This window comes from Bacillus sp. GM2 (assembly GCF_056155945.1).
Map to the genome: position 1 here is coordinate 1,430,548 of NZ_JBRKSZ010000007.1, position 12,556 is coordinate 1,443,103.

Annotated in this window: 11 protein-coding genes and 1 tRNA gene; 7 read left to right on the forward strand and 5 right to left on the reverse strand. The window is 42.7% G+C overall.

What is annotated here, in order from left to right; all coding sequences use genetic code 11:
* Positions 1 to 92 precede the first annotated feature (92 nt).
* The 3 genes from fdhF to ACVC9U_RS08315 all read left to right on the forward strand — a co-directional run bounded on the left by fdhF (position 93) and on the right by ACVC9U_RS08315 (position 4,010).
* The gene (fdhF, locus tag ACVC9U_RS08305) at positions 93 to 3,050 is read left to right on the forward strand and encodes a formate dehydrogenase subunit alpha (protein WP_441390549.1); all 2,958 of its coding nucleotides are present in this window, start codon (positions 93 to 95) and stop codon (positions 3,048 to 3,050) included.
* Positions 3,043 to 3,603 carry a helical membrane plugin domain-containing protein gene (locus ACVC9U_RS08310; RefSeq protein WP_075754255.1) on the forward strand — a complete coding sequence of 187 codons (561 nt, stop codon included), beginning with the start codon at positions 3,043 to 3,045 and terminating at the stop codon, positions 3,601 to 3,603. The genes fdhF and ACVC9U_RS08310 overlap by 8 nt, the downstream gene beginning before the upstream one ends.
* A 161-nt stretch (positions 3,604 to 3,764) precedes the next feature.
* Complete coding sequence (locus tag ACVC9U_RS08315) at positions 3,765 to 4,010, forward strand: pre-toxin TG domain-containing protein (RefSeq protein ID WP_075754257.1); 246 nt, start codon at positions 3,765 to 3,767, stop codon at positions 4,008 to 4,010.
* Positions 4,011 to 4,344: 334 nt separating this feature from the next.
* Here the strand turns inward: ACVC9U_RS08315 and ACVC9U_RS08320 are convergent, their stop codons facing one another.
* On the reverse strand, positions 4,345 to 5,694 hold the full coding sequence (locus ACVC9U_RS08320) for a hypothetical protein (RefSeq protein WP_441390551.1): 1,350 nt from the start codon (positions 5,692 to 5,694) through the stop codon (positions 4,345 to 4,347).
* 58 nt (positions 5,695 to 5,752) lie between these two features.
* Here ACVC9U_RS08320 and ACVC9U_RS08325 point away from each other — a divergent pair, with 58 nt between their 5' ends.
* Entirely contained in the window at positions 5,753 to 6,127 is a 375-nt protein-coding gene (locus tag ACVC9U_RS08325) for a UPF0715 family protein (RefSeq protein WP_075754261.1), read from the forward strand.
* A gap of 627 nt (positions 6,128 to 6,754) precedes the next feature.
* On the forward strand, positions 6,755 to 6,916 hold the full coding sequence (locus tag ACVC9U_RS08330; RefSeq protein ID WP_081379931.1) for an SMI1/KNR4 family protein: 162 nt from the start codon (positions 6,755 to 6,757) through the stop codon (positions 6,914 to 6,916).
* 1,484 nt (positions 6,917 to 8,400) lie between these two features.
* On the opposite strand, the gene ACVC9U_RS08335 is transcribed toward ACVC9U_RS08330, so the two are convergent.
* From ACVC9U_RS08335 to ACVC9U_RS08350, 4 genes are all read right to left on the reverse strand, one after another.
* Positions 8,401 to 8,781, reverse strand: coding sequence for a VOC family protein (locus ACVC9U_RS08335; RefSeq protein ID WP_075754267.1), 381 nt, complete (start codon positions 8,779 to 8,781; stop codon positions 8,401 to 8,403).
* A gap of 352 nt (positions 8,782 to 9,133) precedes the next feature.
* Positions 9,134 to 9,207, reverse strand: a tRNA-Arg gene (locus ACVC9U_RS08340).
* 124 nt (positions 9,208 to 9,331) lie between these two features.
* Entirely contained in the window at positions 9,332 to 9,508 is a 177-nt protein-coding gene (locus ACVC9U_RS08345) for a YjfB family protein (protein WP_003182594.1), read from the reverse strand.
* 229 nt (positions 9,509 to 9,737) lie between these two features.
* Complete coding sequence (locus tag ACVC9U_RS08350; protein WP_023855695.1) at positions 9,738 to 9,872, reverse strand: hypothetical protein; 135 nt, start codon at positions 9,870 to 9,872, stop codon at positions 9,738 to 9,740.
* A gap of 100 nt (positions 9,873 to 9,972) precedes the next feature.
* Here ACVC9U_RS08350 and ACVC9U_RS08355 point away from each other — a divergent pair, with 100 nt between their 5' ends.
* Positions 9,973 to 10,494 (forward strand): hypothetical protein, encoded by a 522-nt coding sequence (locus ACVC9U_RS08355; RefSeq protein ID WP_075754269.1) that lies wholly within the window; start codon positions 9,973 to 9,975, stop codon positions 10,492 to 10,494.
* 183 nt (positions 10,495 to 10,677) lie between these two features.
* Positions 10,678 to 12,459: a DNA helicase RecQ gene (gene recQ / locus ACVC9U_RS08360; protein ID WP_145654026.1), complete on the forward strand. Its 1,782-nt coding sequence runs from the start codon at positions 10,678 to 10,680 to the stop codon at positions 12,457 to 12,459.
* Positions 12,460 to 12,556: the final 97 nt, after the last annotated feature.

The window sequence follows — 12,556 nt, forward strand, 5'->3', positions numbered from 1 at the left end:
ATGTGAGTGCGCTTTGTATGTTTTATTGATCCCTTGCAAGGGAAGAGAAATGGGTAATTCGGTATATACACAAGCAAGAAAGGGGAATGGAGATGGCTGAACAGAAAAAAATCACAATAAACGGCGTTGAAATGGAAGCGTCCGAGGAACAGACGGTGCTGCAGCTTTTGAATAACAGCTCGATTGAAGTGCCGCAAGTTTGCTATCATCCTAGCTTAGGGCCGATTGAAACATGCGATACGTGCATCGTCAGCATCAATGGCGAGCTGAAGAGGTCGTGCTCCGCTGAATTAAAGGATGGCGACGTCATTGATACGCTTTCGTCTGATGTGAAAAAAGCGCAGGTTATCGGGATGGACAAGATTTTATATAATCATGAGCTTTATTGTACAGTTTGCGATTACAACAATGGGGGATGTGAAATACATAATACGGTGAAAGAAATGAAAGTCAATCACCAAAGCATCCCGTTTGATCAGAAGCCTTACCATAAGGATGAATCTCATCCGTTTTACCGGTATGATCCGGATCAATGTATTTTGTGCGGACGCTGTGTCGAAGCGTGTCAGGACGTTCAGGTAACTGAAACACTGACCATTGACTGGGAGCGGAAACGCCCGCGCGTCATTTGGGATAATGATGTGCCGATCAATGAGTCATCTTGTGTATCATGCGGACACTGTTCTACCGTCTGTCCATGTAATGCGATGATGGAAAAAGGAATGGAGGGGGAAGCCGGATATTTAACAGGAATCGATGACGAAACGCTGCGTCCGATGATCGAGATCACAAAAGGCGTAGAAACTGGTTACGGCTCGATTCTCGCCATTTCTGATATGGAATCCGCCATGCGTGATGAACGAATCAAGAAAACGAAAACCGTCTGCACCTATTGCGGCGTCGGCTGCAGCTTTGATGTCTGGACAAAGGGCAGAGACATTCTGAAAGTCGAGCCGCAGGAAGAAGCACCGGCCAACGGCATTTCTACTTGTGTAAAAGGAAAGTTCGGCTGGGATTTCGTCAACAGCGAGGAACGCCTGACAAAGCCGCTGATCCGCGATGGCGACCATTTCCGTGAAGCGGAATGGGAGGAGGCGTTATCGCTGATCGCCAGCAAGTTCACGGATTTAAAAGAGGAGTTTGGCCCGGATTCGCTTGCCTTTATTACATCTTCTAAATGTACAAACGAAGAATCCTACCTCATGCAAAAGCTGGCGAGAGGGATCATCGGCACAAATAATGTCGACAACTGTTCGCGCTATTGCCAATCTCCTGCGACTGCCGGCCTGTTCCGGACAGTCGGCTATGGCGGTGACTCAGGGTCGATTACAGATATCGCGGAAGCGGACCTTGTGTTGATTATCGGTTCGAACACGTCTGAGTCGCATCCGGTCTTGTCCACTCGCATTAAACGGGCTCATAAGCTGAGAGGGCAGAAAGTGATCGTAGCGGATATCAGAAAACACGAAATGGCAGAGCGCTCTGATTTATTTGTCCAGCCGCGTGCCGGCTCGGATATCGTCTGGCTGAATGCCATCGCCAAATATTTAATTGAAAACGGCAAGGCCGATGAACGCTTCTTGCGGGAGAGAGTAAACGGCCGGGATGAATATGTGAAAAGCCTGGCGCCTTACACACTTGAATATGCCGAGGAGAAAACCGGAATTGATCAAGAAACCCTCATCCAAATCGCAGAGATGATTGGTCAGGCTGCCAGTGTGTGCGCATTGTGGGCGATGGGCGTGACACAGCATATTGGCGGAAGCGACACGAGCACGGCAATTTCTAATCTGCTGCTTGTGACAGGAAACTATGGAAAACCGGGAGCGGGTTCTTACCCATTGCGCGGCCATAACAACGTACAGGGAGCAAGTGACTTCGGAAGCATGCCTGACAGACTGCCGGGCTATGAAAAAGTGACGGATGAACAAGTCCGCCAAAAATACGAGCAGGCGTGGGGAGTGCCGCTGCCGAAGGAGCCTGGCATGACCAACCACGAAATGATCGAAAAAATCCATTCTGGCCAGCTGAAAGCGATGTATGTAAAAGGTGAAGAAATGGGTCTGGTCGATTCCAATATCAATCATGTACACGCCGCATATGAAAAGCTTGATTTCTTTGTGGTGCAGGATATTTTCTTTTCACGTACAGCCGAGTTTGCTGATGTGGTTCTTCCTGCGAGTCCGAGCCTTGAAAAAGAGGGCACCTTTACAAACACAGAACGCCGGGTTCAGCGGCTATATCAGGTGTTTGAACCGCTTGGCGAATCAAAGCCTGACTGGCAGATTATTATGGAGGTTGCCAATAAGCTCGGTGCTAACTGGCACTATGAGCACCCTGGAGACATTATGGAGGAAGCAGCCATGCTGTCGCCGATTTATGCCGGCGTCACCTATGAGCGCCTTGAAGGCTACAACTCCCTGCAATGGCCTGTAAGCGCTGATGGAAAGGATTCACCTTTACTCTTTACCGAGCGCTTCCCTTTCCCGGATGGCAAAGCCATTCTTTATCCTGTTCAGTGGACAGAGCCTGAAGAGTTCGGTGAGGAATATGATATCCATGTCAACAATGGGCGGCTCTTGGAGCATTTCCACGAAGGGAACCTGACCTACAAATCAAAAGGCATTTCGAAGAAAACACCGGAAGTGTTCTTAGAAATTTCTCCTGAACTTGCGGCAGAAAGAGGGATTCAGGACGGAACTCTTGTCAGACTCACATCGCCTTTCGGAAATGTCAAAGTGAAGTGCTTGATCACTGATCGTGTCAAAGGGAAGGAAGTATATCTGCCAATGAACGATTCAGGGGAAGCAGCGATCAACCTGTTAACAGGCAGCCATGCCGATAAGGATACCGATACGCCAGCATACAAAGAAACCTCAGCCAAGATGGAAATTTTGAAGCACGACGGAACCAATCCGCTGCCTAAGATCAATCACCGCAATGGCAATCCGCAGCCGCAAATCGGTGTGCAGGTACAAAAGAAATGGGCGCGGAAGGATTATATTTTCCCTGGTGACGCTGTGAAAAGGGGGATTGGGCATAATGGCTAAAGCGATTAAACGAATTCAGAAAATCGAGATAACCGAAGAGGAACAGAGAAAGCGTGATATGAAAGAAATAGAAGATGCATTAGTCGAAAATAAGGAAGCCATTCTTGAAACGCTGCATATGATTGCCCACATGAACGAGCGCGGTGTTTTGCCATTGCTCCGCGGCCTTTTTGGCCAAGGAGATAAAGTTCTTGACATCTTAGTGAAAAAGGCAGATACAGAGGAAACGGCCAATACACTGAAAAATCTGCTTCTTCTGTTCGGAACGCTTGGCATGCTGGATGTAAAACAGCTGGAACCTCTCATTTTGAAAGTGAATGCGGGGGTGGCAAACGCGGTGGAACAGAAGGACAGCGAAGAGAAAACAGGTTATTTTGATATCATCCGCTCGCTCAAAGACCCGGAAATCAACAAAGCAGTTACACTGCTATTCTCCTTTTTAAAAGGAATGGGACAAGATACAAAGGAGCTGGAACGCACGACTCAGCCTCCGGAGCACCAAAAACATCATCAGGAACCCCGAGAGAAAAGGGGGATGAATAAGAGGGATTGACCACCCGCCCGAGCCGGCTGTTGCCAGCTCGGGTTTTTGGTGAAAAGATCTAATGGACCGGTTAAAAATGATCAAATACGAGGAAGAAGTAAGTTTGCAGGCAGCCGGCTAATCAATATGAAATCGAAGCAATAAGAGCTCACTCAAAAAACAGGAAGATCTTGCGAGCGGAGTGGTATGAAAAAGTGTTGGATGCAGGCAGCACATTTGCAGGAAACATCACCGGATATTATGATTACAAGAAAGCCACTGAGGGTGTTAATCCCGTTACAGGAGAGAAACTTGAAGGTCATCGGATTGATGCAGCAGTAATCGACTCGGCCGGATACATTCCGGTTATCAAGAGTGCAAAGGAATTAAAGGCGTATATAGCTTATATGACTTCACAATCATTGGCAAAGTCTTAGCTACCTAGACAACACCGGAAACATTCCAGGTAGGTCTATTCGGGCTCGCCGCAGCAGATGGCTTTAGCGAATCGGTCACCGGCTGTGATATGTTCGTTAATAAGGGAAAGAAGCTGAAATTTCGCTTCCAACTGTGTTAAGAAAAAGGGATATGGATATTTCTGTTCGAAGTGTTTGAACTTCAGGTGAAGTCATTTGAACACATGCATTAAAGACCAAATAGCCAGAGTAAGCGGACCTCCATGCGCATTTAAAAACTCTTATATTTGAAAACCCCCTTCTATTTAGTTTGGGATTCCTTACCCGAAACAGAAGGGGGATGTATTATAACAATCTAAAAGAGTTCAGTTTTCCAAGACTTTTTAGGAACGAAGAACCACAAATTCCAAAAGTCATCCTTTGATTTAACCGCATATCTATAGATTGTTGTTGACTTTGCAGCGGATGGAGCACTTAAATAAAATTCATGGTTCGGAGCCTTGTCATGTTTGCCCGAAATGGATGCCATACTCTTCGTCAGCATTACATTATAACTGTAGTCAATCTTTGGATAATAGCTTCCGAATGGTATTCCAACTGCATGAGTTACAGTCCAATGGAGGTAATCGCTTTTTTTGCTAGTGATATGCAGCTTTATTCCAGAGCTACTGGCGGTTTTTCTTTCGATGACTTTTTTGCAGTTCGGGTCGCTACATCTTACAGATTGACTGACATCTTTATACAGGGTTATGCTTGTCGGCGAATGGAATTGTGTATTAACCATCGCCTGTGTTCTGAATTTACTTGATGTATCTGAAAAACCTCTATTATCCCCCTTTAAATATGTTTTCGAAATTTCTGGTTTAGGATCTGCAACCGTTTTGTAAGGTATGAAAGTTTTATAATCCCATCCCTTCATATTATCCTTTGGTAGCTTTCCTTGTATCGAAAAGTTTTCGTCAGTCGTTAAATCAGCTAATACTGAATCTTTTGATTCTAAGTATGATTCTTTGTTTCCCGGCATATCTACGACTGCAGAGAGGGAACCTTCGACACTCATGATTTTAGATTTTTCTTCTTCTGAAAGATTTGAACCCGATTCTTTCATCTTTTTCTCGATCTCTTTTTTCTTCGCTTCAGGCGGATCCAAACTAACATGGATAGAGTAGTTGTATTTTTCACCTGATTTCGCATGGTAGTCTGTAAACTCTCGATTTGTTGTTTCACCTATTTTTTGATCGTCTCTATAAACCTCATATACTCCGTCTTTGTCAGGGAGTTCATCCCATGAAAGCTGCACGCTTTCAGGATCAGCTATAACATTTAAGTGGCCATTTTGAATTTGATAAGCCATTAAATCTTCGGCATATGATTCTTCAGATGAATTTAAAGCTTTTTCTCCTAAATCATTGGTGACGTTTAGAGTGACCACTTTCTTTAACTTATCTTTTTGAAAGATTCCTATTTTATATTTATCTCCAATCGTTGACACATCATCACTGTATTCATTAGAATCACCTTCGTAAACTGGTGTGCCATTTTTGAAAAACTTGTATTCGTCTCCTTTTTCGTTTACCTTTAATGTAACATGTCCATTTTTTACTTTTGTTTCAATATCAGGGATCTCTTTCGCATAACCTTTAGGTATTGAACATAAACAAAGAAACAGAATTAGCAGGAAAGGTAAAACAAAAAGCTTTCTCATGGGAATTCCTCCGATCTTTGAAAAAAAAATTGATTACAAGAGAAAAGGAGTTTGACTAATGCGCGTTTTTGGTGGGATTATTAGTTACTTATGTACAGTTGTCTTTTCCGTTGTATCAGCGGCAATTGTCTACACGTTGATGTTCTTAGAAGGGTTTGGTTTTTTGTCTTTTAGAGCGATAAGTTTGTTTATGTTTGTTGCTTATTTAATCTTTGCTACACCAATACAAATCTTTCTAAATCGCAAACCAAAAAAATATCATGGATGGTATTTGCTAACTTACTTTATAGTCTCTCTTGTCGTTTGTGGAATTTTAGCCTTATTGACTAATTACGGTTTGACTATTTTTGTCTCGTATAAACTATACCTTTTTAGTTTTCTTTTGGCTTTAATTTATTGGTTTTGGGACTCTGTTTTTAGACAAAAGAAATAGCGCACATAATATTAAGCCAAATTTCACCCCTTTGTTTTTTATTTGTGCGAGTCAATTGTACCACAAGAAATTACAATTTCAAGAAAAAATACATATTTTTTCAACTTTACTCTTTTTTTGTCTTGCATCTGGATGATACATCACATTTTCAATTAGGTACAACTGAACCAACCAGGGACTACGACGAAAAGAGTCAATACAGAAAGACTTGGGATTGACCGATAAGGAAGTTTTAATATTAGAAGCGGGGTTAACATCCAAGAAGTATACTTGGCATCATCGTCAAATTCCTAGGGCGAATGGAACTTGTTGATTCTGAAATCCATGCAAAAACAGGACATACAGGCGTCAAAAAATATGGGGGAGATTCATAAAAAGAAAGAGAAATAGATAATGATTCAAGAAATATTAGTCCCTCAAAGTATAAAGAGTTTTCAAACAAGGAAATAAAAGAAATAGAAAATAAAATGAAGGTAGCAATTCTATCCGACTATAAAGAAGTTGTTAAGAAATATCAGGGGTGTATATCTTTAGATAAAAATGTTGTTGAAATTGGCAGTTTTAAAGAATCTTTTAATTTTCTTCTTAAATTTGAAAGCGATAAGTATATAGGAATACTAGAAGTTTATGACTCTATCAAAGATCGAAAATGTAATACCGTTTGCTAATGATCCAGGAGGGAATTTTTATAGTTTTGATTATAGGGATTCGTCTGCACCTAAAATCGTTTTTTGGGATCATGAAGAGGCTTATACAAATCCAGAAAAAGCGTTGATTTATGTTTGTTAGAACTTCACAGAATTAATCAATGGACTCAGACCTCTTAAAGAGGAAGAAGAATCGTTTTTTTAGCACCCAATATTGTTTGGGTGCTTTTTTATGTTCAAAACCGAGAAAAATCCGACAAAAGGGGGATAAAATGGGGGTCTTTTTCTATTCCACTTTGTCATACGATAGCGACAAGAAAAACGAACGTGAATATCGAGTCCAAGAAGGAGAGCCTGCGGACACTGATCTTTTGCACACGGATGTTGTGCCGCTGATTAGTGGCCGCTTTTTTAATGGCCAGAATGGGAGACGCACCTTTCCATTATTAAGTGTGAACCCGGATGTAAATCGTATGATGATTCGTCAGCATCACAGGAGGAGCGCCTGGAGACTATGCAGTATTACGCGCGATAGTCACGGGGAACACAAGCGGTGAGATCCCGTTTGCACAGGAAGTCATTTTTAATTCAAAAAAGCGAAAGCGCAAGGTGGTGTTTATTCGGTAAGGAGAATGAAACATGAAGATGAGATATGTTTTGTTTTATCAGCTGACACGAAGCAGCAGCTTAAAAAGTATTAAGCTCCTCAACGAAGGAAGATGAACATTAACGAGACGGGATTGGGAAGAGATCATGGGAGTCAGGAAGGACACCTATAAACGACAAGGTGGCCGCATTCGCCGCAAATAGTAGCAGGAAATTCCATTGTGTTATAATTAATGAAAACATGGCGAAGCGGGAGGTTTAAATTTGGGTAAGGATAAAGAAGAATTTAAGAAAGCGGATGACCGAGGTCAATGGCAGTGAGGCTGCGGATGTTTTTTTTGGAGCTGTTAAGTGATAATAAAGTTATTCTATTAAAAGACCATTTTGTAGAATAAGATAGGTTAAAATTTAGATATCATGTAAATCAAGGGAGGAATCAAGTATGTCAACATCTGTTGTAACCATCATAGCTATATTTTCTGTCGTTATATGGATTGCTGTGTCCCGAGAAGTTGTTAAACCTACAAAAATGATAAACAGGCGAAAAATGATAACTTTAGTGTCGGCAGGAACTTTATCAACACTAATAATAACCATTTCACTTTTTCAAAATCTCTCGTTCTTCCATTAAAGGGTGCGTTTGTAGAATAAGCCTTAACAATGAACAAACTTTTAAAAAAAAATGTATACTAATCATAAGAGAATCACTCGTTTTGATCAAATGGGTTCATTTAATTTAACGTAAGTGTGGATTTGTAAGATGTTTTTGACCAGACTTTGTTTTAAAGTAACAATTGGCAAGATTTTGGGAAAGCAAGTTGTTTTAGAGTGGTTATAGGTGATAAAGCGAAGAGCGGCCCTGCTAATAAGCGGGGCCCTTGTTGTTCAAAACTTCTTAGTGGTTTGTCTAACGATGAAAGATGTTATCGTCAGACAAATTATAGGTACGTTTGCTGAAATTCCATATATTTTACATACTGTTAAAGTACCCAGAATTGAGGCCTCATTCAAACTTTTCTCTCAACCCCTTCGGCTGAACCGTTTGATAGCCTCCTCGGTTACCGGCTCGAAGAGGTTAATTAGGTTTCCGTCGGGATCACGGAATAACATAGCACGGTTCCCCCATGGCATCGTGGTCGGTTCCTTTACCCAATCGTCTACAAACGGTTTCAAGCGCTCGTATTCGGCATCGATATTAAAGACGCGAAACTCAATAATGACGGAGTGATTGTTGGCCGCCACTGCAGAACCAGCGCCGAACAGTGGTACCGTCTGCGAGTGGCCGATCGCAAGAGTACACGATGGTACAACAAGTTCGGCAAATACAGGCGCATGGTGTTCAGCCGAAACACCCATGACTTTTTCATAGAATTTGACAAGACGATCCACGTCTTCAGTAATGACGAAAAGACTTGTTCAGAAGGCATCATCTACTCTGGCAGTGCAGCTGCTTTTGACCACATGGTTAAAAGTGACCACCAAAATGACCACAAATTTATTAAACACACATTGAAAAAACATGAAAATAAGTAAAGATGATGTGTATAAAAATTCTTTAAAAAAATGAAAGGAAACGAAAGTCTTGGGAATGATATTTTTAAACGGTGATTTAATACTTTTTCTAAGCAGAGTTTGGCCTTAAAAAAATCCGCCACCAAAACGGTCAAAGATGCGTGATCACCCTGATGAAAACCTCAAACAAAAAAAGAGGCAAACCCTTACGTACCAAGGGTTTGCCTCTTTACATTTAAAACGTCCCAGGAGAGATTCGAACTCCCGACACACAGCTTAGGAGGCTGTTGCTCTATCCACCTGAGCTACTGGGACACAGAACAATATTATAGTACAAAAAACTGAAAAAATAAAGAGGTTGCAGCGGTTTTTTGAAAAAATTCTTCGGGAAAACATACATCCGGCAGACTTCGCAGCCTGCTGAATGTATGTTTCTGCCTTAACCTTTCAGGTCAATATGATGCCCTGAAACGGGATGTGGCGCCTGCACCATGTCAACAAGCTGCTGTGCGCTTTGTTCGGCGGTGTCCAAAGCCGTCTTTGTCAGCGACATTTGCACGTTTTGATAAAGAGCGGCCTGACTCATGGCCATTGATAAAACAGCAATATCCAACATAACCACCTCCTTAACATGTGTATCGGTTAGAGAGGTGAGGACTTTACTCATATTTACTAATCTGAATATTCAATTTAATATAGTTGTAAACCGATCCCAGCGGCATCTTAAACACCATAAAAAAGAAGCCGTCTCTCAATACGGCCACTGATCGGTTCCTTGTTTGTCTTCGAATAAGGAGAGGGGCTGTTTTGTATCTTCCGCGATTCTTCAATTCCTGAGCATTTGTCTAATGTTTTTTGTTGATTTCATTCTCAAAGAGGCTGATGATTCTATCATTCTGCTTGACAATCGTTCGCAACATGGCGACAATGTTTCCTGCAAATCCGATCAATATGATCATCAATATGATGATGATCCACATGGTAAACCACACCCTTTATGCACAAAATTTTCCTTTCGATTCAACATTACCACCTGGTCTTTCACAAAACAACTTTCCTTTTGAAACGGAGGCTGATTTTATGGATTGGCTTGAATTTGTTTCTGCGACGGTTCAATCATTGGCATGGCCAGCTGCTTTGATGATTTGCGTTTTGCTGTTAAAGGAACCTTTGTCTGAACGGATGAAGGAATTGATCAAACTGAAATACAAGGACTTTGAATTGGAGTTTGACAAAAGGCTTCAGGAGCTCGTCTCCGTACGGGAAAAAAGGTTATCGGGACTGACATCTGTACGGTCGGTGCCGGCAGGGGAAAACATGATCGAAAGCGCTTGGTCTGATGTTCACAATGTTCTGCGGGAAACAGCCTCGACATTTGATCAAAATGCGATCCGCCTTGAAGGCGATGAATTGATTCAAATGCTGCATGACCGCGGAATTATACAAGACGACGCGGCATCTGTGCTGTCAGAGCTTTCCGCTCTGCGCCGGAATGCATCGGACGGAGCGAGCATTACCGGAGCCCTGGCATACAAAACGCTTTGCTTGGAGGAAGCGAAGCGTTTGCAATTATTAGCTGAACAACAGACTGCGATTAAATGAAAGGCGAAACTATTCATTTGATACTCTGACGCTTTACATCAGCGCCGGGGTTTTTTGTATTTGAGCTAAAAATGAATTTTCTTTATCGAATAGACGATTTTACGGAGAGAGGCTGATTGCCGGTTTAAATATGATATCATGGTGGACAGGAAGAAGTTTATGATAAGAGAGGGTTTCATTTATATGCTAGAGAAAGCTGAAGCTATATTGCAGCACTATTATGGCTATCCTTCACTGCGTCCGGGCCAGAAGAAAGCCATTCAATCGGTCGTTTCTGAAAAACGAGATACAGCATGCATTATGCCGACGGGCGGAGGGAAATCAATCTGCTACCAAATTCCCGCGCTCCTTATGGAAGGGACAACCATTGTGATCTCTCCTTTAATTTCCTTGATGAAGGACCAGGTGGATGCTTTAAATCAGCTTGGAATTCAAGCTGCGTACGTGAACAGTTCTTTAGGCCATGGCGAAATCGCTGAGCGGCTTTCCGTTTTAAAGGAAGGCGGCTACAAGCTGTTTTATGTCACACCTGAGCGGCTGACGTCTCCCGATTTTATTCGCGTGATTTCCCACATTCATATCCCGCTGACAGCGATAGATGAAGCTCATTGCATTTCACAGTGGGGCCACGATTTCAGGCCGAGCTACAGACATATTGAAAGCTTTTTAAATAGCCTCGGCACCCGTCCGGTCGTATTGGCATTGACGGCTACCGCAACGCCCGAGGTTCATGAGGATATTTGCACACAGCTCGGGATCGAAAAAGAGAGCACGGTTTTCACCGGTTTTTCACGGGATAATTTGACGTTTAAAATTTTAAAAGGCGAAAACAAGGATCGTTTTATCGAATCATATGTGGAGAAAAACCGCTCAGAGGCGGGAATTATTTATACAGCGACAAGAAAGGAAGCCGAAAGAATATCAAGCCGCCTGTCTCAAAAAGGAATTGCGGCCGGATGCTATCACGGCGGGATGAATGATGAAGAAAGGGACCGGCAGCAGGATCTCTTTTTAAATGACGAGATCAGCGTGATGACAGCGACCTCAGCATTCGGAATGGGCATCGATAAATCCAATATCCGCTATGTGATTCATGCTCAAATTCCAAAGAACATGGAGAGCTATTATCAAGAAGCAGGACGAGCCGGACGCGACGGTCTTGACAGCGAGTGTATCCTGCTATTTTCTCCTCAGGACATCCGGCTTCAGCGGTTTTTAATCGAACAGTCGACAGAGGATGAAGACATTCGGGCGCAAGACGTGAAAAAGCTGAGGCAAATGGTTGACTTTTGCCATACTGAAGGCTGTCTTGAACGGTTTATTCTTTCTTATTTTGGCGAAGTTTCGACTGAAGACTGCGGCAGGTGCAGCAGCTGTCTCGACACCCGAAGCATCACCGATGTGACGAAGGAAGCACAGATGGTACTGTCCTGCATCATCCGCATGGGAGAAAGGTTCGGAAAAACCATGGTGGCGCAAGTTCTGGCAGGTTCGAAAAATAAGAAAGTGACCGAAAACGGCTTCCAGCAATTATCGACTTACGGAATTTTAAAGAGCCGGTCTATTGCCGACATCAGCGATTTTATAGAGTTTTTAATCGCAGATGAGTACATCCAGATGTCCGACGGAACATATCCCGTTCTCTTTGTCGCCAACAAGGGGCGAAACGTTTTGCTCGGCCGCGAAGCGGTGATGCGCAAGGAAAAAATGCAGACAAGTCAAATTGTTAAAGATGACGAATTGTTTGAACGGTTAAGAACGCTGCGCAGAAAGCTGGCCCAGGAACAAGGCGTGCCTCCTTTTGTCATATTCTCTGACGAAACACTGCGGGAAATGAGCGGGAAAGTTCCCCTGACAGACGAAGAACTTTTGTCAGTCAAAGGAGTGGGAGAACAAAAAAGAGTAAAATACGGCGCTGTATTTCTACAGGAGCTTCAAGCCTATAAAACCGAGAAAGAAGTATAAAAACCCAAAAACATCATATGTAAAAAGTTTTTTTAGTAAATTTCCTATTGCAGATAAAAAAAGATTGGAACCCTTGATACACCTGAATTTATGCCGA

Bases quoted from the DNA above. Each gene is read 5' to 3' on its own strand.
- ACVC9U_RS08310 (WP_075754255.1), top strand. From the start codon at position 3,043: ATGGCTAAAGCGATTAAACGAATTCAGAAAATCGAGATAACCGAAGAG.
- ACVC9U_RS08350 (WP_023855695.1), bottom strand. From the start codon at position 9,872: ATGTGGATCATCATCATATTGATGATCATATTGATCGGATTTGCAGGA.
- ACVC9U_RS08345 (WP_003182594.1), bottom strand. From the start codon at position 9,508: ATGTTGGATATTGCTGTTTTATCAATGGCCATGAGTCAGGCCGCTCTT.
- fdhF (WP_441390549.1), top strand. From the start codon at position 93: ATGGCTGAACAGAAAAAAATCACAATAAACGGCGTTGAAATGGAAGCG.
- recQ (WP_145654026.1), top strand. From the start codon at position 10,678: ATGCTAGAGAAAGCTGAAGCTATATTGCAGCACTATTATGGCTATCCT.
- ACVC9U_RS08325 (WP_075754261.1), top strand. From the start codon at position 5,753: ATGCGCGTTTTTGGTGGGATTATTAGTTACTTATGTACAGTTGTCTTT.
- ACVC9U_RS08355 (WP_075754269.1), top strand. From the start codon at position 9,973: ATGGATTGGCTTGAATTTGTTTCTGCGACGGTTCAATCATTGGCATGG.
- ACVC9U_RS08320 (WP_441390551.1), bottom strand. From the start codon at position 5,694: ATGAGAAAGCTTTTTGTTTTACCTTTCCTGCTAATTCTGTTTCTTTGT.
- ACVC9U_RS08330 (WP_081379931.1), top strand. From the start codon at position 6,755: ATGACTCTATCAAAGATCGAAAATGTAATACCGTTTGCTAATGATCCA.